Source organism: Pseudomonas sp. B34(2017) (assembly GCF_002112915.1).
In the GTDB taxonomy this organism is placed as follows: Bacteria; Pseudomonadota; Gammaproteobacteria; order Pseudomonadales; family Pseudomonadaceae; genus Aquipseudomonas; species Aquipseudomonas pharyngis.
In genome coordinates, this window is record NZ_NEJA01000008.1 from 119,587 (window position 1) to 140,863 (window position 21,277).

Annotated in this window: 21 protein-coding genes; 11 read left to right on the forward strand and 10 right to left on the reverse strand. The window is 62.2% G+C overall.

The window, feature by feature from the left end:
• The first annotated feature begins 9 nt into the window (after window positions 1-9).
• Complete coding sequence (locus CAF80_RS24595; protein ID WP_039771764.1) at window positions 10-1,248, forward strand: MFS transporter; 1,239 nt, start codon at window positions 10-12, stop codon at window positions 1,246-1,248.
• Window positions 1,249-1,253: 5 nt separating this feature from the next.
• Here the strand turns inward: CAF80_RS24595 and CAF80_RS24600 are convergent, their stop codons facing one another.
• Together CAF80_RS24600 and CAF80_RS24605 are read right to left on the reverse strand one after the other, a co-directional pair.
• Entirely contained in the window at window positions 1,254-1,805 is a 552-nt protein-coding gene (locus CAF80_RS24600) for a DJ-1 family glyoxalase III (RefSeq protein WP_039771994.1), read from the reverse strand.
• Window positions 1,806-1,872: 67 nt separating this feature from the next.
• Window positions 1,873-2,322 (reverse strand): DUF4879 domain-containing protein, encoded by a 450-nt coding sequence (locus CAF80_RS24605; protein WP_085668054.1) that lies wholly within the window; start codon window positions 2,320-2,322, stop codon window positions 1,873-1,875.
• Window positions 2,323-2,542: 220 nt separating this feature from the next.
• Between CAF80_RS24605 and CAF80_RS24610 the strand changes: the two genes are divergently transcribed.
• Both CAF80_RS24610 and trmA read left to right on the forward strand, forming a co-directional pair.
• The gene (locus tag CAF80_RS24610; RefSeq protein ID WP_074691509.1) at window positions 2,543-3,838 is read left to right on the forward strand and encodes an NCS2 family permease; all 1,296 of its coding nucleotides are present in this window, start codon (window positions 2,543-2,545) and stop codon (window positions 3,836-3,838) included.
• Entirely contained in the window at window positions 3,835-4,914 is a 1,080-nt protein-coding gene (gene trmA / locus CAF80_RS24615; RefSeq protein ID WP_074691511.1) for a tRNA (uridine(54)-C5)-methyltransferase TrmA, read from the forward strand. Before CAF80_RS24610 ends, trmA begins: the two co-directional genes overlap by 4 nt.
• 54 nt (window positions 4,915-4,968) lie before the next feature.
• Here the strand turns inward: trmA and CAF80_RS24620 are convergent, their stop codons facing one another.
• Window positions 4,969-5,415, reverse strand: coding sequence for a hypothetical protein (locus CAF80_RS24620; protein WP_039771767.1), 447 nt, complete (start codon window positions 5,413-5,415; stop codon window positions 4,969-4,971).
• Window positions 5,412-5,840 carry a DUF4160 domain-containing protein gene (locus CAF80_RS24625; RefSeq protein WP_074691513.1) on the reverse strand — a complete coding sequence of 143 codons (429 nt, stop codon included), beginning with the start codon at window positions 5,838-5,840 and terminating at the stop codon, window positions 5,412-5,414. Before CAF80_RS24625 ends, CAF80_RS24620 begins: the two co-directional genes overlap by 4 nt.
• A 204-nt stretch (window positions 5,841-6,044) precedes the next feature.
• Between CAF80_RS24625 and CAF80_RS24630 the strand changes: the two genes are divergently transcribed.
• The 3 genes from CAF80_RS24630 (at window position 6,045) to CAF80_RS24640 (ending at window position 8,397) form a co-directional block, all read left to right on the forward strand.
• Window positions 6,045-6,956 (forward strand): LysR family transcriptional regulator, encoded by a 912-nt coding sequence (locus CAF80_RS24630; protein ID WP_039771770.1) that lies wholly within the window; start codon window positions 6,045-6,047, stop codon window positions 6,954-6,956.
• 140 nt (window positions 6,957-7,096) lie between these two features.
• A complete protein-coding gene (gene aroQ, locus CAF80_RS24635) occupies window positions 7,097-7,546 on the forward strand; it encodes a type II 3-dehydroquinate dehydratase (protein ID WP_039771771.1) in 450 nt (149 codons plus the stop codon).
• On the forward strand, window positions 7,543-8,397 hold the full coding sequence (locus CAF80_RS24640; RefSeq protein WP_039771772.1) for a shikimate dehydrogenase: 855 nt from the start codon (window positions 7,543-7,545) through the stop codon (window positions 8,395-8,397). The genes aroQ and CAF80_RS24640 overlap by 4 nt, the downstream gene beginning before the upstream one ends.
• A gap of 33 nt (window positions 8,398-8,430) precedes the next feature.
• Here CAF80_RS24640 and CAF80_RS24645 read toward each other — a convergent pair whose 3' ends face one another.
• Together CAF80_RS24645 and quiC are read right to left on the reverse strand one after the other, a co-directional pair.
• A complete protein-coding gene (locus tag CAF80_RS24645; protein WP_085668055.1) occupies window positions 8,431-9,108 on the reverse strand; it encodes a TetR/AcrR family transcriptional regulator in 678 nt (225 codons plus the stop codon).
• Between the two features lie 102 nt (window positions 9,109-9,210).
• Entirely contained in the window at window positions 9,211-11,112 is a 1,902-nt protein-coding gene (gene quiC / locus CAF80_RS24650; RefSeq protein ID WP_085668056.1) for a 3-dehydroshikimate dehydratase QuiC, read from the reverse strand.
• Window positions 11,113-11,385: 273 nt separating this feature from the next.
• Here quiC and CAF80_RS24655 point away from each other — a divergent pair, with 273 nt between their 5' ends.
• Window positions 11,386-12,723 carry an MFS transporter gene (locus CAF80_RS24655; RefSeq protein ID WP_064599596.1) on the forward strand — a complete coding sequence of 446 codons (1,338 nt, stop codon included), beginning with the start codon at window positions 11,386-11,388 and terminating at the stop codon, window positions 12,721-12,723.
• 60 nt (window positions 12,724-12,783) lie between these two features.
• Here CAF80_RS24655 and CAF80_RS24660 read toward each other — a convergent pair whose 3' ends face one another.
• From CAF80_RS24660 to CAF80_RS24675, 4 genes are all read right to left on the reverse strand, one after another.
• Window positions 12,784-13,662: a DMT family transporter gene (locus tag CAF80_RS24660; RefSeq protein WP_039771776.1), complete on the reverse strand. Its 879-nt coding sequence runs from the start codon at window positions 13,660-13,662 to the stop codon at window positions 12,784-12,786.
• Window positions 13,663-13,728: 66 nt separating this feature from the next.
• Window positions 13,729-14,544: a sugar phosphate isomerase/epimerase gene (locus CAF80_RS24665; protein ID WP_085668057.1), complete on the reverse strand. Its 816-nt coding sequence runs from the start codon at window positions 14,542-14,544 to the stop codon at window positions 13,729-13,731.
• A 2-nt stretch (window positions 14,545-14,546) separates the two neighbouring features.
• Window positions 14,547-15,608 carry a Gfo/Idh/MocA family protein gene (locus tag CAF80_RS24670; protein WP_085668058.1) on the reverse strand — a complete coding sequence of 354 codons (1,062 nt, stop codon included), beginning with the start codon at window positions 15,606-15,608 and terminating at the stop codon, window positions 14,547-14,549.
• Window positions 15,609-15,724: 116 nt separating this feature from the next.
• The gene (locus tag CAF80_RS24675) at window positions 15,725-16,501 is read right to left on the reverse strand and encodes an IclR family transcriptional regulator (protein ID WP_039771781.1); all 777 of its coding nucleotides are present in this window, start codon (window positions 16,499-16,501) and stop codon (window positions 15,725-15,727) included.
• A gap of 178 nt (window positions 16,502-16,679) precedes the next feature.
• Here CAF80_RS24675 and CAF80_RS24680 point away from each other — a divergent pair, with 178 nt between their 5' ends.
• From CAF80_RS24680 to CAF80_RS24695, 4 genes are all read left to right on the forward strand, one after another.
• Window positions 16,680-18,416 (forward strand): FAD-dependent oxidoreductase, encoded by a 1,737-nt coding sequence (locus CAF80_RS24680; protein WP_085668059.1) that lies wholly within the window; start codon window positions 16,680-16,682, stop codon window positions 18,414-18,416.
• The gene (locus tag CAF80_RS24685) at window positions 18,400-19,233 is read left to right on the forward strand and encodes an aldo/keto reductase (protein WP_085668060.1); all 834 of its coding nucleotides are present in this window, start codon (window positions 18,400-18,402) and stop codon (window positions 19,231-19,233) included. The genes CAF80_RS24680 and CAF80_RS24685 overlap by 17 nt, the downstream gene beginning before the upstream one ends.
• A 190-nt stretch (window positions 19,234-19,423) precedes the next feature.
• Window positions 19,424-20,311 (forward strand): neutral zinc metallopeptidase, encoded by an 888-nt coding sequence (locus tag CAF80_RS24690; protein WP_039771788.1) that lies wholly within the window; start codon window positions 19,424-19,426, stop codon window positions 20,309-20,311.
• Window positions 20,312-21,265, forward strand: coding sequence for a hypothetical protein (locus CAF80_RS24695; protein WP_085668061.1), 954 nt, complete (start codon window positions 20,312-20,314; stop codon window positions 21,263-21,265).
• Window positions 21,266-21,277: the final 12 nt, after the last annotated feature.

The window sequence follows — 21,277 nt, forward strand, 5'->3', positions numbered from 1 at the left end:
GGCCCGCAAATGCCCAGCCAAGAGCCCTTGCTGTTACGTCACCACCGTCCCTTCGTTGCGTTCTGGTTGGCCCGGATCTTCACCGCCAGCGGTTTTCAGATGCTCACCGTGGCGATCGGCTGGAACCTCTATCAACTGACCGGCAATGTGCTCGACCTGGGTCTGGTCGGGTTGGTGGAATTCGCGCCACGCGTATTGTTCATGCTGCACACCGGCCACGTTGCCGATCGCTACGACCGGCGCAAGGTCGCGGCGATCTGCCAGTCGTTGCAGGCCTTGATCGCCCTGGCACTGGCCATCGGCAGCGCCACCGACCATGTCACCCGGGAAATGATCTTTATCCTGGCGTTCCTGCTGGGCGCCGCACGATCGTTCGAAATGCCGACCACCCAGGCGCTGCTGCCGAGCATCGTGCCCAGCACGCTGTTCCCACGGGCGGTTGCCGCGGCGCAATCGGCGCAGCAATCGGCCACCATCGTCGCCCCGGCGCTCGGCGGTCTGCTCTATGCCTTCGGTAGCGTGTGGGTCTATGGCCCGACGGTCATTCTGTATGTCATCGCCTGCACGCTGATGCTCAACCTGCCCGCGCGGCAAACACCGCTGAACAAAGGCAAGGCGACGCTGGATTCGTTGCTGGCCGGAATCCGCTTCATTCGCAGCCGTCCAGACATTCTCGGGGCGATTTCGCTGGATCTGTTCGCCGTGCTGCTCGGCGGCGCCACCGCGTTGCTGCCGGTGTTCGCCAGGGACATTCTGCTGACCGGGCCGTGGGGGCTCGGGCTGCTGCGCTCGGCGCCGGCGGTCGGGGCGTTGATGATGTCGCTGTTCCTGGCGCGGTTTGCCGTTGAGCGAAACGTCGGTCGGGTGATGTTCACTGCCGTCGGCGTGTTCGGTGTTGCCACTATCGCCTTCGGTCTGTCGACCTCGTTCTGGTTCTCCCTGGCGGTGCTGGTGGTGCTCGGCGCGGCGGACATGATCAGCATGGTGATCCGCGCCTCGTTCGTGCAACTGGAAACCCCGGACGAAATGCGCGGCAGGGTCAGCGCGGTGAACGGCCTGTTTATCGGTGCCTCCAACCAGCTGGGCGAATTCGAATCCGGCCTCACCGCCCACTGGTTCGGCACCGTGCCGGCGGTGGTGATGGGCGGGGTCGGCACGCTGGTGGTGACCGGAACCTGGATCAAACTGTTCCCGACCCTGGCCAACCGCGACCGGATGCATGTGCCGGTGGAAGAGGTGAAGGCCTGAACTTCTCAGGCCAGCAACTCCCCCGCCACCTTCGCTCTGACGGCCTTGCCCGCCAGTTGCTCGACCAGTGTCAGGGCAAATGCCAGCGCGGCGCCGGAGCCTTGGGCGGTGATGCAATTACCGTCGACCACTACGGGTTGATCGACAAAGGTGCAACCGGAAAGGTTATGACTGCTGACGGGCAGGCAGGTCATCCGGCGTTGACGTAATACACCGAAGCTTTGCAGGGCGACGGCCGGGGCTTCGGCGATGGCGGCGAACAGTCGTCCGGCACTGGCCTGATCCTTTAGCAGTTGTTGAAGAGGCTGGTGCGCGGCAAGGTGTTGCGCGCCGACAGCGCCGCCGGGCAGGACAATCAGGTCGAAGGTCTGGGCCAGCACATCAATGAGCATGCCGTCGGCGGTCAGTCGAGTGCCTCGGGCGCAGGTCAGCATGCGCCGGCCCTCGATGCTGGCCGCCACCACTTCGACGCCGGCGCGACGCAGCACGTCGATCAGGGTCACGCATTGCAGATCATCGATGCCCTCGGCGAGGGTAATCAGGGCTCTAAAGGTCATGGGCGCCATCCGCTGGGTGATCCTTAAAGCGTAGTCAGCTTTGCCCTGCCCTGTTCGGCGACAGCCGTTACTTGATGTAAAGCTGGGTCGACATCGTATTGCGCGGGGCGTTGATCGACGTGTTGCTGAAGGTAAAGGTGCCTTCCTGTCGGGTCGCCAGATCGAAGGTGTACAGCGAACCGACGGTTTTCGCGCCTGGCGTGCATTCGGTCAGGTTGCCGTTATCGAAAGCACAGACCGGGCTTCGGGTGCCGTTCACTTCAAAGCCGTCCAGCGCTGCCTGAGGCTGGCTCTGGCCGTAGCCGATTTCCAGCACATACACCTTGATGCCCGGCGCGCTGTGATCGCAACGGGTTTGCACCTGGCCATCGGTAATGTCTTCGAGCCCGCAGGACGACGACTGAACCTTGATGACTTTCACCTCGCTCAATGGCGGTGCCGACGCCGCAAGTGCCGTCGGTACACCGGCCAGCAGCAAGGCCATCAGTCCAGCGGTCTTCATCCAACCCTTGTTCATGCGATCCATCCCCGAAAAAACAGCGCGCAGTATGGCGTACTTGGGCGTGGTGCAAAACTTCGCCGACGATCGACACCAACATCCGCCATCTTCCTCACGCTGCTGGTATGATGCGCGGCTTTTTCCGGCCCACCACAATTTTCCAGGCGCTTGCGACGGTCTGTGCTTTGCTGTTGAGGTCGATACATTCACGGCGCCACGCGCGCCACGGGGAGCAGACATGCTGGAAAGGCTGTTTCAACTCAAGGCACACAACACCAACGTGCGAACCGAGATTCTGGCGGGCGTCACGACCTTCCTGGCCATGGCCTACATTCTGTTCGTCAACCCGAGCATCCTCGGCGAGACCGGCATGGACAAGGGCGCGGTGTTCGTCGCCACGTGCCTGGCAGCTGCCATCGGTTCCACGGTCATGGGCCTGATCGCCAACTACCCGATCGCCCTTGCGCCGGGCATGGGTCTGAACGCCTTCTTTACCTACACCGTCGTGCTGCACATGGGCCACACCTGGCAAGTGGCGCTGGGCGCGGTGTTCATCTCGGCGGTGTGCTTCTTCCTGCTGTCGATCTTCCGAATCCGTGAATGGATCATCAACAGCATCCCGCTGCCACTGCGCTCGGCGATTGCCGCCGGTATCGGCCTGTTCCTGGCGCTGATCGCCCTGCACAACGCCGGCATCGTGGTCAGTAACCAGGCGACCATGGTCGGCCTCGGCGACCTGAAACAACCGGCTCCGATCCTCGCCACCCTCGGTTTCGCGCTGATCGTCGCCCTTGAGGCCCTGAAAGTACGCGGCGCGGTGCTGATTGGCATTCTCGCGGTGACCATCGTTTCCATCGTGATGGGCTTCACCCCGTTCGGCGGCGTGACCTCGATGCCACCTTCGCTGGCCCCGACCTTCCTGCAACTGGACATCAAGGGCGCACTGGACATCGGTCTGGTCAGCGTGATCTTCGCCTTCCTGTTCGTCGACCTGTTCGACAACTCCGGCACCCTGATCGGCGTCGCCAAGCGCGCCGGCCTGATGGGCAAGGACGGCCACATGCCGAAAATGGGCCGTGCACTGATCGCTGACAGCACCGCGGCCATGGCCGGTTCGCTGCTGGGCACCTCGACCACCACCAGCTACATCGAATCTGCCGCAGGCGTGAGCGCCGGCGGCCGCACCGGCCTGACCGCCATCGTCGTCGCGATCCTGTTCCTGCTGGCGTTGTTCTTCTCGCCACTGGCCTCCAGCGTACCGGCCTTCGCCACCGCACCAGCGCTGCTGTTCGTCGCCGTGCTGATGACTTCCGGTCTGGCGGAAATAGACTGGGACGACATCACCGTCGCCGCGCCGGTCGTAGTTACCGCCCTGGCGATGCCTTTCACCTATTCCATCGCCAACGGCATCGCCTTCGGCTTCATCGCCTGGACTGCGATCAAACTGCTGTCCGGCCGCGCCCGCGAGCTGAATCCGGCGCTGGTGATCCTGTCGATTCTGTTCGTGATCAAGCTGGGTTGGTTCAACGCATGACTTTTGATTCCCAGGCCTACGCCGCACAACTCGAAGACAAGGTCACGCGCTTGCGTGACCTGCTGGCCCCGTTCGATGCACCGGAGCCAACGGTGTTCGACTCGCCGTTGCAGAACTTCCGCCTGCGCGCCGAATTCCGCCTGTGGCGCGAGGCCGGTGAGCGGCATTACGCGATGTTTTCCCAGGACGACAAACGCACGCCGATCCTGATCGAAGAGTTCCCTATCGCCAGCCTGCGCATCAACCAGTTGATGCCGCAATTGAAGGCGGCCTGGCAGGCCAGCGCGGCGTTGAGCCACAAGCTGTTCCAGGTGGAGTTTCTGACCACCCTGGCCGGCGACGCGATGATCACCCTGTGCTATCACCGCCCGCTGGACGAGCACTGGCATACAGCGGCCACCAAACTGGCGGCTGATCTGGGCGTCAGCATCATCGGCCGTTCCAAGGGCAAGCGCGAAGTACTCGGCCTCGATTACGTGGTCGAGAAACTCGACGTCGGTGGTCGCACGTTCAGCTACCGCCAGCCGGAAGGCGCGTTCACCCAGCCTAACGGCACCGTGAACCAGAAGATGCTCAACTGGGCATACGAAGCACTGGGTGATCGCAGCGACGATCTGCTGGAGCTGTATTGCGGCAACGGCAACTTCACCCTGCCGCTGGCGACCCGCGTGCGCAAAGTGCTGGCCACCGAAATCAGCAAGACTTCGGTCAACGCCGCACTGAGCAACCTGGCCGAAAATGCTGTGGATAACGTCACGCTGGTGCGCCTGTCCGCCGAAGAGCTGACTGAAGCACTGAACGAAGTTCGCCCGTTCCGTCGCCTGCACGGTATCGACCTGAAAAGCTACGAGTTCGGCAGCGTGTTCGTCGACCCGCCACGGGCCGGCATGGACCCGGACACCTGCGAACTGACCCGGCGCTTCGACAACATCCTGTACATCTCCTGCAACCCGGAAACGCTGGCAGCCAACATCGCCCAACTGCACGACACGCACCGCATCACCCGCTGCGCGCTGTTCGACCAGTTCCCGTGGACTCACCACATGGAATCCGGCGTGCTATTGACCCGGCGTTGATCGCACTGCCAGATACAAGAAAGCCGTCCTGAGCGACGGCTTTTTTGTGCCTGTTCATGGCACGGGATCGATCTTGCGCGGGCGCCCGCCCTTCCTGCCGTTGGCCCGGGCAGCTTCGGCTTTCGCGGTGCTGCTCTGGCGGCCATTGCGAGAGGCGATCACCGAGGCAGCCATGGCCATCAAAGGTTGACTGGCCGAGATCATGCCGGCGATGGAAACCTGCAGATCCTTGCCGTCGTGGCAGAGCGCTGTGCCGGCAAAGCCAACGTTCAATCCAGTGAAGTCTTCCGGTTCGAAATCATCGAATTCGCGGTAGAGATTCACTGGGAGCAGCACGCCGCTGTCGTCCTCGAAGTGAATCACCAGGCAGGGTTTCTGAAAGGCCACCGACACGGCTTGAAGGCTGCTGCGTCGGCGCAGCCCTCCCCGCTCAACAGCTTCATCGAGACGCTTTTCTGTTACCGGTCGATCAGCATGCAAACCGGCTTTTACTGTTTTCATAGTTCGATCTCCACACCTTCCCGAGCACCAACCAGGGCCAGCAGGGTTTTGTTTTCTTCTGGTTCGTAATACGCCGATCCGATTCTGAAGGTTGCTCCGGTGACTGCGCGCATGACGGCCACTTCGTTCGAGTCCCCGTCCCACCATTGATTATCGAGACACGCCGTCTGCAAACGAGTCCACCAGATTCGACGGGCCCGCCGCAGATGAACAGTTTCACGCAGCGATTGACGCAGCCCCTCAAGCACTGCAATCGGTGGCCGACGCGACAGGGGCACCACATCCCATAACTCCACGCCGTTGTGCCAGAAGCTGAATTTGAAACGGGCACTCCATGCACCTGAATCAACGTGCGCATGGGGCGGACAATGTTCGTCTCGCAGCATGATCACCACCGACAATCCCTTGTAACTGCACACTTTCATGCTAACCCATCCGTTAGGTTAAAGAATTTCGAAAACTGCCATTCCTTGACAATTCCGACCATCGGCATTGCTGCCTCAAATGGTCATTACGTTTTCGAGCCTAGTGCGGGATTCAGGAAAGCCCCGCGCAAAATGGTAAGCAGTTCTTTCGCAGCGGCCACGCATTTGCTACATACGAAGACTCCTTCCCCGGCGTAATCAATCATGCAGAGACACTTCGACGATCTTCAGCTGGGCAGCATCGAGCTGTTTTGCCTGGCCGCCGAGTGCGGCAGTTTCACCGGCGCGGCGCAGGCGGCTTCGGTGACGCCGGCAGCGGTGAGCCGCTCGGTATCCCGCATGGAGGAACGGCTGGGCGTACGGTTGTTTGCGCGCACTACCCGCAGCGTGAAACTGACCGACAGCGGCCGTCGCTACTACGAAGAATGCAGCCAGGCGCTGGCGCAACTGGTCGAGGCGCAACGGGAAGTCATGGGCCAGCAGCAGGAACCGTCCGGCACCCTGCGTATCAGTATTCCTACAACCTACGCCCATCACCGGATCCTGCCGCTGTTGCCCGCGTTTCGTGCGCGCTTCCCGCAGGTGAAGGTCGACATGCACATCAGCAACCGCAACATCGACTTCGTCGGCGAGGGTTACGACATGGCGATCCGCGTGCGGGCAATCCCCGACTCCGGCCTGATCGCCCGCCATCTGGAGGACGCAGCGCTGGTGATGGTCGCCAGCCCCGACTACCTCAAACGCGCCGGCACGCCGCAGACCCTCGAAGACCTCGAACAACACGAGTGTATTCAGTACGAATTGCCCAGCAGCGGGCGGCGGATCACTTGGCTGTTCTATGAGGAAGACGCGCCACGGGAAATCCTCGCCGAGGGCAACTTCTGCTGCTCCGATGACGTGCTCGGTGGCGTGACCCTGGCCAAACATGGCGCCGGGTTGTTCCAGACCTATCGCTTCATTGTCGAAAAGGAACTGGCCGACGGCTCGTTGGTGGAAGTGCTCCAGCCCTACAGCGGACGCTCGCGACCGTTCACCTTGTTGTACCCGCAGAATCGCCACATGCCGCTGCGCGTCAGGGCTTTCATCGATTTTCTGGTCGAGCAGTTGCCGCAGTGATTTCACCTGTGTGCGATCACCGCACACAAAACCGGGCTGCCGATGCAGAGCAATTGATTAAAGTAACCATCTAGTACAATTTAACTCCACAGGTCGAAACCCTCGGCCCAAGCCAAAAACAATAAGTGGAGTTTGCCCCCATGCCCCCTATCGTTCTGGTGCTCAACGGCCCGAACCTGAACCTGCTCGGCACCCGTGAACCGGCGACCTACGGTCACGAAACCCTGGCCGACATCTCTGCCCTGTGCGGGCGCGCCGCCGAAGAGTTCGGCTTGGCCGTGGAGTTTCGCCAGACCAACCACGAAGGCGAACTGCTCGACTGGATTCACGGCGCCCGTCAGCGCTGCGCCGGTATCGTGATCAATCCGGCCGCCTGGACTCACACGTCGGTCGCGATCCGCGACGCTCTGGTCGCCAGCGAATTGCCGGTGATCGAGGTGCACCTGTCCAACGTCCACGCCCGCGAGCCATTCCGTCATCACTCGTTCGTCTCGGCCATCGCCACCGCCGTGATGTGCGGCTTCGGCAGCCACGGCTATCGCCTGGCCCTGGAACATTTCAGCCAGCGGCTGAAGGGGCGAACCGCATGAACCGCAACAACGTGATACTCGCCGGGCTGATTGGCGCCGGCATCCAGGCTTCCCGCACTCCGGCACTGCATGAACACGAAGGCGACGAACAGGGCCTGCGCTACTTGTACCGGCTGATCGACCTTGATCAACTGCAACTGGACAGCAGCGCCCTGCCCGATCTGTTGCAGGCCGCCGAACGCATGAATTACACCGGCCTGAACATCACCTTCCCGTGCAAGCAGGCAATCATCCCGCTGCTCGATGAATTGTCCCCGGAAGCCCGAGGCATCGGCGCCGTGAACACGGTGGTGCTGAAGGACGGCAAACGCGTCGGCCACAACACCGATTGCCTGGGTTTTGCCGAAGGTTTTCGTCGCGGCCTGCCAGACGTTGCCCGCGAGCGCGTAGTCCAGATGGGCGCCGGCGGTGCAGGCGCGGCCGTGGCCCACGCCTTATTGAGCGAAGGCGTACAGCAGCTGAGCATCTTTGATGTGGATGTCGAGCGCGCCGAAAGCCTGGCCAACAACCTCAATCAGCATTTCGGTGCCGGTCGGGCCGTGGCCGGACATGATCTGGGGAGCACGCTGAGTCAGGCCGATGGTCTGGTAAACACTACGCCGATGGGTATGGCCAAATTGCCCGGCATGCCCGTGCCGGCGGCGCTGCTGCGGCCCGAGTTGTGGGTGGCGGAGATTGTGTATTTCCCGCTGGAAACCGAACTCCTGCGCAACGCCCGCGCCCTGGGTTGCCGAACCCTGGATGGCGGCAACATGGCGGTGTTTCAGGCAGTGAAGGCGTTTGAGCTGTTCAGCGGCAAGGTGCCGGATGCGCAGCGAATGCTCGCGCATTTTCAAAGCATGAATGGATAAAACCGTGAGGGGGCGACGCCCCCTCGACTTCAGTCACGCCTGCAGGTAGCGCAGCACCGACTCGCAAATCATCTCGCGATGACGCTGCTTGATGCTCTCGTCCGGCAGGTCGATCTGAAAGATCTCACCGAACGTGTGGCGGTTAGACACGCGATAGAAGCAAAACGAACTGATCAACAGATGCACGTCCAGCGCGTCGAGCCCGGCGCGGAACACGCCTTCTTCAGCACCCCGACGCAGAATCTCGCTCAGGGAATCGAGGATGGTGTTGTTCATCGCCTTGATCGCGTCGGAACGCTTCACATACTCGGCGTTGTGGATGTTTTCGATGCTGACGATCCGCACGAAATCGACGTTGCGATCGTGGTGATCGAAAGTGAATTCCACCAGACGCCGGATCGCTTCCACTGGCGGCAATTCAGCCAGGTGCAGGCGGTTTTCGGTGTTGCGGATATCGCCGTAGAGCTTCTCCAGCACCTCGACGTACAACTGCTCCTTGCTGCCGAAGTAGTAATAGATCATGCGCTTGGAGGTGTGGATGCGCTCGGCGATCGCATCGACGCGGGCGCCGGACAGCCCCTGCTGGACGAACTCGACGATCGCCTCCTGCAGGATATTCTCGCGGGTCTTTTCCGGGTTGTTCTTGCGACTTTTGCGCGGCTCTACCGCGGGTAGAACGGGGGCTGCGGAAAGTTCTGAAGTCATTGTCATTGCGGGCTCACGGCCATCACTGCACAGGCTGGCGATTATGGGCCGCGCGATCCAGTGAAGGAAGCCGCGCGACCGGTGTTTAATCCCGCGTTTACGAATTTCCTACAACTTGGCCTGGCGAACGGCGCCACTGCGTGATTTGGCCATCGCCGCCAGCCGCACCGCGACGTTGGCCGCGCCATAACCGGCGTATCCGTTCTTGCGCTGGATGATCTCGAAGAAGAAGCGCCCCTCGAACGGCTCGGTATAGACGTGAAACAACTCGCCGCCCTGCGCATCGCGGTCGTACAGCACGTTGTAGTACGCCAGCTCGCTGAGAAACTCGTCATCGAAATCGAAGCGCGCCGCCAGGTCGTCGTAATAGTTCAGCGGGATGTCCAGCAGCGGCACGCCTGCCTCTTTCGCCCGGCTGACTTCGGCGAAGATATCGTCGCAATCGAAGGCGATGTGATGCACCCCGGAACCGCGATAACTCGACAGCGCGTGTGAGATCGCGGTGTTGCGGTTCTCGGAAATGTTCAGCGGCAGCCGGATCGAACTGTCGCGGCTACGCAGGGCGCGACTCTTCACCAGCCCGTAAGGATCCGGCAGCACCACTTCGTCATCAGCCTCGAAATCCAGCAGGCTCTTGTAGAACAACACCCAACTGTCGAGGCTGTCCGCCGGCAGCGCCATAGCCATGTGATCGATGCGCTTGAGACCACCGCCCGCCACTGCATTTGGCAGCAGATTGAAGTCGGTGCCGTAGACATCCGCCTCCTGATCCACCAGATAAATCAGGCTGCCGTCCGGCGCACGCACCGCCGCCAGCTCCAGTTCGTTGGGGCCGACCAGTCCGCGATACGGCTGACCTTTATAGGCAACGGCCCGGGCCAGCGCGCTGGCGCTGTCCTTGACCCGCAAGGCGGTGGCGCACAGCGACGGGCCGTGGGCCTCGAAAAAACTGTGGCCGAACGAATAGGGTTCAGAGTTGAGGATCAGGTTGATATCACCCTGACGCAACAGGCTGACACTCTTGGAGCGATGCTGGCCGGCCTTGACGAAACCCAGCCGTTCCAGCCAGTTCGACAGCTTGGCGCCCAGGCTTTCATCCACGGCGAACTCAAGAAACTCGATGCCGTTGTATTCGCTGGCCTTCGGCGTTTCGAAGAGGATGTCGCGGTTATCCACAGGACGGATTTCCTGCTCCAGACGCTGGCGGGTTTTCTCCTCCAGATACAGCAGCGAACGCAGACCGTCAGCGGCATTGGCCCGAGGCGGCGCGGCGCGGAAGCCGTCGTTGAAGATTTCCAGCGACAGCGGCCCGGTGTAGCCGCTCTGGATGATCGGCGCGAGGAAGCCCGGCAGATCGAATTCGCCCTGCCCCGGGAAGCAGCGGAAATGCCGGCTCCACTCCAGCACGTCCATCGCCAGGATCGGCGCGTCGGCCATCTGTACGAAGAAAATCTTGTCGCCGGGAATCTCGGCAATCGCCCGCGGATCGCCCTTGAGCGACAAGGTGTGGAAGCTGTCGAGCAACACGCCGAGGGCCGGGTGATCGGCCTGACGCACGATGTCCCAGACCTGTTGATAAGTGTTCACATGACGGCCCCAGGCCAGCGCCTCATAACCGATGCGCAGGCCACGGGCACCAGCGCGCTCGGCCAGCAGGCGCAGGTCGTCGATGAGGATCTGTTGATCGCCGAGGCTGTCGGGGGAGGCGTTGCTGCAGACCAGCACCAGGTCGGTGCCCAGTTCCTGCATCAGGTCGAACTTGCGCTCGGCCCGTTCCAGGTTGCGCTCCAGACGATCACGGCGGCAGCCTTCGAAATCGCGGAACGGCTGAAACAGGGTGATGGCAATCCCGAGGTCGGCGCACATCTGCCGGATTTCCCGGGGGCTGCCGTCGTAATACAGAAGATCGTTCTCGAAAATCTCCACCCCGTCGAACCCGGCGGCGGCAATGGCTTCGAGTTTTTCCGGCAGGGTTCCGCTCAAGGAGACGGTGGCAATGGATCGCTGCATGTTTCAACTCCCGGTGGAGACGTCGGCTACGGAAATTGCGCCGCTTTTATAGGGTGAGCGAATTATTGGTCCCGGTTTTTCATTGAGCAATTTAAACTGTACTACCCGGTTAGTTTTGCGTGCGATTATCGAACAGAATGCCGGTTTGGCGAATTGACGATTTTTCGTCCACTGCCCAACATCCGTCTCACCTTGAGTCCGGAACTGAACCACCGGTCGCAGCGTGCACAAGAAAAGCACACCAAATAACAAATCCAAAAACGGGTGGAACACATGATTCCTTCACAGACTTCCCGCATGGCTCCGGCCATGAGCACTGCCACGGGTGGCATCGGCGACAAGATCCGCGGCGCCATGGCCGTCGGCAAGACCCGTTGGGGCATGCTGGCGCTGGTGTTTTTCGCCACCACCCTCAATTACATCGACCGCGCCGCACTCGGCGTCATGCAGCCGATCCTCGCCAAGGAAATGAGCTGGACGGCGATGGACTACGCCAACATCAACTTCTGGTTTCAGGTCGGCTACGCGATCGGCTTCGTGTTGCAAGGACGGTTGATCGATCGGGTGGGCGTCAAGCGCGTGTTCTTCTGCGCGGTGCTGCTCTGGAGCCTGGCCACCGGCGCCCACGGTCTGGCGACCTCGGCGGTGGGCTTCATGGTCTGCCGATTCATCCTCGGTCTGACTGAAGCAGCCAACTACCCGGCCTGCGTGAAGACCACGCGCCTGTGGTTCCCGGCCGGCGAGCGCGCCGTGGCCACCGGCATCTTCAACGCCGGCACCAACGTCGGCGCGATGTTCACCCCGATGCTGCTGCCGCTGATCCTTCACGTGTGGGGCTGGCAGGCCGCGTTCCTGTGCATGTCGGCACTGGGCGGGATCTGGCTGCTGTTCTGGGGCCTGAAGTATTTCAACCCGGAAGATCACCCAAACGTTAAGCAGTCGGAGCTGGAATACATCCAGAAAGAAGTCGAACCGGAACAGGCCCGCGTGCCGTTCTCGAAAATTCTGCGGATGCGCGGCACCTGGGCCTTTGCCCTCGCCTACTCGCTGACCGCGCCGGTGTTCTGGTTCTACCTGTACTGGCTGCCGCCGTTTCTCAATCAGCAATACAACCTGGGCATCAACGTCACCCAGATGGGCATTCCGCTGATCATCATCTACGTCACCGCTGACTTCGGCAGCGTGGGCGGCGGGATTCTGTCTTCGTTCCTGATCGGTCGCGGCATGAACTCGATCAAGGCACGGCTGCTGTCGATGTTCCTGTTCGCCTGCTGCATCATCGGCGTGGTCATGGCCGCCGGTTCCGCCAACCTGTGGATTGCCGTCGCTGCCATCTCCCTGGCCATCGGCGCGCACCAGGCCTGGACCGCCAACATCTGGAGCCTGGTGATGGACTACACGCCCAAGCACATGATGAGCACGGTGTTCGGTTTCGGCGGCATGTGCGCGGCGATCGGCGGGATGTTCATGACCCAGATCGTCGGCCACATCCTGACCGTCACCAACAACAACTACACCGTGCTGTTCACCCTGATCCCGGCGATGTACTTCATCGCGCTGACCTGGATGTACTTCATGGCGCCGCGCAAGATTCCTACCGTCACCGAGTAGCCCTTCAATACTGAGAAGCCGTCCTGCACCGACCGGCCTGATTTCAGGCCGGTTTTTCTTTCAGCGCCGGCTCTGCTGCCACGCTGCCGCCAGTCCGCTGCAACAGATCACTGCGATCCCGATCACCGTCATCAGGGTCGGCGTGTGCGCAAACAGCAACCAGCCCAACAACCCCGCGAACACGATCTGGCAATAGCCGAACGGCGCCAGCAGTGCTGGTGCGGCATGGCGGAACGCCTGGGTCAGAAACAGATGCGCGGTCATTCCGCAACTGCCCAGCGCCAGCATCAACAACGCATGCCCCAGGCTCGGCACCTGCCAGAAGAACGGCACCAGCGCACTCATCACCAGCGTGTTGCACAGCCCGGCGAAAAAGTTGCTGGTGGTCGGGCTGTCGACTTCAGCGAGCTTGCGGGTGAGCAATTGATAGAAGCAGAAAAACAGCGCCGAACAGAATGGCAGGAGAATCGCCGGGGTGAACAGATCACCGCCCGGATGGACGATGATCAGCACCCCGATGAACCCGCACACCACCGCGATCCACTGACCGCGCGTCACCCGCTCCTTGAGCAGCGGCACCGACAGCGCCGTCACCAGCACCGGCGCAAGAAAGTTGACCGCCGTGGCTTCGGCCAGCGGGATGTACAGCAACGCCGTGGTGAAAAACAGGCTGGTGCCCAACAGGCACAACGCCCGCGCCAACTGCCACAACGGGCGTTTGGTGCGCAGCACCCGCAGCCCGGACTGCGGCAGGAAAATCCCGGCCATCAGCAGCGTGTGCACCAGATACCGCGCCCACACCACCATGACGATCGGATAAAAACCCGAGAGGTATTTCGACAGCGCGTCGTGGCTGGAGAACAGGAACGTCGCCACGACAATCAGCAAGATCCCCTTGAAGGGTTGGTTGACGCCGGAAAGCGGAGTGCTGACGGTCATGGGCTCTCTCTGAATGAAAAATAAACGGTGACGAGGACGCGTGCGCCCTCGCCCCTTGAAGCAGACTTAAAGCCGGGCCAACAATTCCCGTGTCCGGTCGATCGCCATTTGCGCCCGCTGCAATCCACTCACGCCTTGCTCCAGCAATTTGACCGTGGGAATTTCCAGACTCAGGGGAAGGTTAGCCGGAAGACTGCGCAACAAGCCGCTCAAGTCACAATCACCCTCGCCGGGAAACCGTCGTTCATTGCGGGCCTGACGCAAGATCTCGGCCATGTCCGCCGGCCTCGGCCCGGCAACATCGCACAACTGTGCGTAGCGCAGCCGCGAGGCCGGCACGCCGGCCAGCTCCTCAAGCCGCGACCCGGAACGGTCGAAGTGAAACGCATCGACCAGCACCGCACCGTTTTCGCGCCCGGCCTTGGCGACGATGCGCAACGCCTGCTCAAGATTGCGTGCATCGGTCCAGGGCATGAACTCCAGATGCGGATGCAAACCGTAGCGCGCCGCCAGATCGCACAGTGCCGCGAAATTATCGGTGAGCCGCTGTTCGTCGGGATCGTTACCGGCGACCAGCAATTCACTGGCACCGAACTCCGCGCCAACGCTGAGCAGTGGCTCGAAATCCGCCACCACTGTCTGCGGCTTCAATCGAAGGATTTCCACGTCGAGCACGCCGATTCCGGTGTCACGCAAACGCGCCAGTGTCTGACGCCGCAAATCGCCATCGGCTACCAGCGGAAAGTGATATTCCTCGGGCGTCGCCGGCTCCAGACGCAGGCCGACATGACTGTATCCGGCACGGGCCGCGACCTCGACCATCTCGGGTGGCGACAACTCCAGCACGGTCAGGCTGGCCAGGGACAGAATTCGTTCGCTCATGTTCAGGCCTCGATCTGCGCAGGTGTAGTGGCGCGACCGCTGGCCGCCGCTTCACGGATAGCCTCGACCAGCGCCAGCGTGCGGGCGGCGTCGGCGGCACTCACCAGCGGTTCAACCTCCCGTCGCGCCACGCGGACGAAATGCTGCAACTGCAACCGCAGGGCTTCGTCAGGGGTGAACGGTTCATCGACCGCCAGCAACGGCTCGTGCCAACCGGCGTCCACCTGATCGGCGCTGTAATGCCAGCGCTTGAGTTGCGGAATGCTCAAGGCTCCTGCCGTTCCCGCCAGTAAATAACACGGCTGATCCGCCTGACGTGGATAGACCGGGTTCTCCCCAGAGTTCAACTCCCAGCTCCACGGCGCCGCCACCGCATCGGAACCGGTCAGCGTGCCCAGCGCTCCACCGGCAAATTGCAGCAGGATCGCCGCGCTGTCTTCATTGGCGAAACCGCGCACCGAATGGTCGGTGATCGCCTGCACCGAACGCACTTCACCACACAGGTGACGCAGCAGATCGAGGTCGTGAATCAGATTGGTCAACAGCATTCCGGCACCTGCCTCGCGCCGCCACACCGTTTCGAAATACTGGTCGGGCTTGCGCAGCTGGAACAACGCAGTCACCAGCGTCAGCCGTCCCAACGCCCCACCCTTGACCAGCTCATGGGCTCGCACGACCAACGGATTGTGCCGCCGATGATGGCCGACCAGCACCGGCACACCGCTGCGCTCCACCGCTGCCACCAATTCCCGCGCCTCATTCAGATGCACGCCCACCGGTTTTTCCAGCAACACCGGAACGCCTGCAGCCAGGCAATCCAGCGCGGTGCTGACGTGCTGATTATTCGGATTGGCGACGATCACTGCGTCTGGCCGGTTCTGCTCCAGCATCTGACGGTGATCGGCGAAATGCGCCACACCCCACTCCGCCGCCAGGGCCCGTGCCTGAGGGCCGGGATCGGCCACGGCGCATACCGTGGCCTCAGTGAGATTCTTCAGGTGCCGGTAATGTTGCTGGCCCATGTTGCCGGCGCCGATCAGGGCGATTCGAAGGGGCGGGTTCAAGGTGCGATCCTCTTGTGATTGTTGTAGGAAAACTCACTCCATCAACAATTTAGAACCCGGTTCCAGATTCTCACACCCACTCGGTTGAAAAGTGGGCGAACAGCGCACAGCTTTGCTTAAACGAACAACTCCGAGGCCAGGCTGGCCGCCGACAACTCCTCGGTGAACGTCAGCAGCAACGGCGCCAATTCATGCAATCGCGCCGCCGACATCCGTGCGCTTGGCCCAGCAATGCTGAGCACGCCAATCACCCGACCATCGGCGGGATGTTTCACCACGGCAGCAATCGCCGAAGTGCCGACCGCCGAGCTTTCTTCCACACAGGCATAGCCCTGTTCCCGGGCCACGCGCAGGCGTTCGAGCAGTTCAATATTGGAGCGCGGCGCATTGGGCCCGATATCCGCCGGCACCTCCGCGCCCTGGCGCTCGACCAGCGACAACGCCTCGGCGTCGCTCATGCACGCCAGCCACGCATGGCCCGATGCGGTGTAGAACAGCGGCGCGTCGCGGCCCATGTCCGGGTCGTAACGCAGACCGCTACGAGCGCCCTGGGCCTTGGCGATCCAGGTCTGACGCTCGCCGTCGATCACCCCGAGGCGTACCAACTCACCGGTTTCCTGGGCCAGGCGATCAAGCACCGGCTGCACGATGTCGGCACCGCTGCTCGACAGGTATTGAAAGCCCATCGCCACCAGTTTGGTCGACAGGTGATAACGCAACGTCTCCGGGTTCTGCCGCACATAACCCAAGCGGATCAGCTCGGCGAGCAGGCGGTGCGTCGCGCTCTTCGGAATGTCCAGTTGCTCGGCCAGGGTCTGCATCGGCAGCCCGCGCGGATCACTGGTGAGGCTTTCCAGCACGCTGAAAACCCGTTCGATTTGACTGCCGGCCATGGTGCGCTCTCGGTGAAATTTCGCCGATTCTAGAAGACATCCCGAGGAATGCGAAATCTGGAACCTAGCGTCCGATAACCGCCCACTTTGCGCGTCAGTCGGGTTGATCTGCTTCGCCAGCACTGGTTATTTTCTGGAACCTGATTCTAAAAATAATTGATTGCTGGAGCGTTTCCTGATGCCTGCCCTTCCCGATATCCACTGCGACGTTCTGGTGGTCGGCTCCGGCGCCGCCGGTTTGTCGGCCGCCGTCACCGCCGCCTGGCATGGCTTGAAGGTCATCGTGGTGGAAAAGGATCCGGTGTTCGGCGGCGCCACCGCGTGGTCCGGTGGCTGGGCGTGGGTGCCGTGCAATCCGCTGGCCCGGCGCGCCGGGATCGTGGAAGACGTGGAATTGCCGCGCACCTATCTGCGCCACGAACTCGGCGAGCACTACGACCCGGCCATGATCGACGCCTTCCTTGAAGCCGGCCCGCGCATGGTGGCGTTCTTCGAACAACACACCGCCCTGCAATTCGCCGACGGCAACGCCATCGCCGACATCCACGGCGAAACACCGGGCGCCGGCACCGGCGGACGCTCGGTGATTGCCGCTCCCTACGACGGACGAAAGGTCGGGCGCCTGCTCAAGCGTCTTCGCACAACGATGCGGGAAACATCGTTCATGGGCATGCCGATCATGGCCGGCGCGGACCTGTCGGCGTTTCTCAATCTGACTCGCTCGTTGTCGGCGGCCTGGCACGTGACCCGGCGTTTCACTCGCCACCTGCTGGACCTGGCGCTGCACGGCCGAGCGATGCAACTGGTCAACGGCGTGGCGCTGGTGGCGCGGCTGGCGAAATCCGCCGAAGACCTCGGCGTACTGCTGTGGGAGTCGGCGCCGGTGACCGAACTGCTGCGCGACGATTCACGCATCACCGGCGCTCGCGTGAACACCACAAAAGGCCCGATCACTGTCCATGCCCGCAAAGCCGTGGTGCTCGCCGCTGGCGGATTTGCCAACGACATCGAGCGACGCAAAGCCTTGTTCCCTCGCAAGCCCAGCGGTCATGAACATTGGGCACTGCCTCCGCTGGCAGTCAATGGCGATGGCCTGCGGCTGGGTGAAAACGTCGGAGGCCGGGTCAACACCGATGTGGCCTCGCCCGTGGCGTGGGCACCGGTCTCGCAGGTGCCACATTCCGACGGCAGCATCGGCCATTTCCCACACATCATCGAACGCGGCAAACCGGGCGTCATCGGCGTGCTGCGCAACGGCCAGCGCTTCGTCAACGAAGCCAACGGCTATTACGACTACGTCAGCGCCATGGTCGCCGCCGCCCCCGAGGGCGAAGAGGTCGCGTCCTGGCTGATCTGCACCCGCGCGTTCCAGCGGCGTTACGGGCTCGGCATGTCTCGGCCGTTTCCGGTGCCGGTGTCAGGTTTTATCCGCAGCGGCTATCTGAAAACCGGCGATACCCTGGAGGAATTGGCCGGCGCATGCGGCATCGACGCGAAGGGTTTACGCGCCACCGTCGATGATTACAACCACCATGCCCGGCACGGCGAAGACCCGCTGTTCGGTCGCGGCTCGACCCCGTACAACCGCAAACAGGGCGATCCCGCGCAACAGCCCAACCCGTGCGTAGCGCCCATCGAACAAGGCCCGTTCTACGCGGTGAAGGTGCAGCCGGGCTGCTTCGGCACCTTCGCCGGGCTCAAGGTCAACCCGCATGCGCAAGTGCTCGACGCCGAAGACAGGCCCATCGCCGGGCTGTACGCGGCCGGTGGCGACATGGCCAGCATCATGGGCGGGCATTATCCGGCGGGCGGGATCAACCTCGGCCCGGCCCTGACTTTCGGTTACATCGCAGCCCGGCACATGGCGGGCGTCACGGCTTTCGAACAGGAGATCGACCATGCAGCACATCGTTAACAGACAAGGACTGAACCTGCCAAAACTCGGCCTCGGCACCTGGCCGATGCTCGGCGACGAATGCACCCGCGCCGTGGAGCAAGCCCTGGAACTCGGTTACCGCCACATCGACACGGCAGCGGCCTACAACAACGAAGACGCAGTCGGACAGGCGCTGGCAAATACGCCGACACCCCGCGAGCAGATTCACGTCACCACCAAGGTCTGGTGGGACCAGTTGCAACCGGACGCCATGCGTCACTCGCTGGATCGCAGCCTCAAGGCCTTGCGCAGTGAATACGTCGACCTGTTCATGATCCATTGGCCAACCACCGACTGGGACCTGCCGCATACCCTTGAAACCCTCGCATCCTTCAAGGAGCAGGGGCTGGCTCGCAATATCGGCGTGGCGAATTTTCCGCTGCCATTGCTGCGCAAAGTCGTCGAGGAATACGGCATTCCTCTGTCAGCCATTCAGGTCGAGTACCACGTCCTGCTCGGACAAAACGCCCTGCTCGACTACGCCCGTCAACACGATCTGGCGCTGACAGCCTACACGCCGCTGGCACGCAACAAGGTCTCGGAGATTCCTCAGATTCAGCAGATCGCCGAAAAGCACGGCGTGCTGCCCACTCAAGTGGCGCTGAAGTGGCTGCTGGATCAGGACAACGTCGCGGCGATTCCCAAGGCCAGCAGCAAGACCAATCAACTGGCCAACCTGGCGTCATTGAAGGTCGAACTGGACGATGACGACCGGGCGCTGATCGCCGCGCTGCCCAAGCGCGAACGTCAGGTCAGCCCGGACTTCGCTCCGGTATGGGATGCCTTCGACCGCTGACATCTGACCCGGCGAAAGAAATCCGCCGGCGAATTGAATTCCCGGCGCTCGCGCTCGTCAATAACAGGCCCGACCTCGTCACCCCGAGGCCGGGCCTTTGTGCGTGTGTGCGAATAGACGGACGACCGGACTGGCGCCACACTCACACACCAGCAACACTCATCACCACCTACAGATAGAGGATTCCCACATGCTATGGAAAAAAGGCCGACGCAGTGACAACGTCGTCGATGCCCGTGGCGATGATATGGGCGGTGGTGGCGGCATGCGCTTCGGCGGTGGCAAGGGGCTGAGCCTCGGGGCGATCCTGCTGATCGTCGGTATCGGCTGGATCACCGGACAGGACCCGCTGCAGATCCTGGGCCAGCTCACCGGGCAGATGACCGAACAATCGGCCCCCACTTCGCAAACCCGTCAGGCGCCGCCGGCCAATGATGAACAGGCCGAATTCGTGCGTTCGATCCTCGGTGACACCGAAGACACCTGGGGCGCGATCTTCCAGCAGGCCGGCCGGCAATATAAGGACCCGACCCTGGTGCTGTTCAGCAACCGGGTCAACTCCGCCTGCGGTCTGGCGACCTCGGCCACCGGCCCGTTCTATTGCCCGGCAGACCAGAAGGTCTATCTGGACATGGCGTTCTTCCAGGAAATGGCCCAGCGTTTCAAGGCCGCCGGCGACTTCGCCCAGGCCTACGTGATCGCTCACGAAGTCGGACACCATGTACAGACGCTTCTCGGCGTCTCGGCGAAAATTCAGACAGCCCGTCAGCAAGGCCGGCAGATGGAAGGTGACGGCGGACTGCTTGTGCGCCAGGAACTGCAAGCCGATTGTCTGGCCGGGGTCTGGGCCTACAACGCGCAGAAGCGCCTGAACTGGCTGGAACCGGGCGACATCGAAGAAGCCTTGAACGCAGCGAACGCCATCGGTGATGATCGCCTGCAACAACAGGGTCAGGGCCGCGTGGTGCCGGACTCGTTTACCCACGGTACGTCGGCGCAAAGGGTGCGCTGGTTCAAAACCGGATTCGCCCAGGGCCAGGTCGGCCAGTGCGATACCTTTGCGGCGAAAAACCTGTAAATGCATAAATGGCTGTTGGCTTTACTGTTCATCGGCGGCACCGCACAAGCGGCCGGCGTCGACGCAATCAGTCCCGGGCGCCTGCAATTGCAGGCCGGCGAAATGGCGGTGGGCATCGGCCCGGCGCCGGCGAAAATCGAGCGCGTGCTGATCGTCATTCATGGCCGTCTGCGCAACGCCGAGACCTATCGCAAAAGCGGTGAAGTCGCGGCGGAACTGGCCGGGCAAACCGCCAACACCCTGGTGATCGCCCCGCAGTTTCTCAACGAAAGCGATGTGTCGCTCTACTCGTTACCCGCCAGCGTGCTGCGCTGGCAAGGCAACGAATGGATGGGTGGCGGGTTATCCACAGGGCCGAACCCGCTGAGTTCCTACGCCGCACTGGACGAAATCGTCGGGCGGCTGAGCGATCGCAAGCAGTTTCCGGACGTGAAGCAGATCGTGATCTTCGGCCACTCCGGCGGCGCGCAGGTGGTGCAGCGTTACGCGCTGCTGGCCCAGGAACAACCGGCGCTCAAGACCGAAGGCATTCGCTTGCGTTATGTGGTGGCCAACCCGTCGTCGTACGCCTATTTCAATGAGCAACGCCCGGTGGCCTTCGATCATGCCAAGTGTCCGGGTTTCAACCGCTGGAAGTACGGTCTGGTGGACCCGCCGATCTACGCGGGTGGGCAAACGCCCGCGCAGCTCGAAGGCCGTTACGTCAAACGCGAGGTGATTTATCTGCTGGGCCAGCAGGACACCGACCCGCAACACCCGGCGCTGGACAAGAGCTGCGCCGCCAAAGCCCAGGGGGCTTATCGACTGGAGCGCGGCAAGCTGTTTTTCGGTTACTTGCTGCGTCGTCACCCTGAAGGGATCAATCAGCGCCTGATCGAAGTGCCCGGGGTCGGTCATAACGGCGACGGCATGCTGACCTCGCCGGAAGGCCAGAAAGCACTGTTCGAGCAATAAAAAACGGGGGTC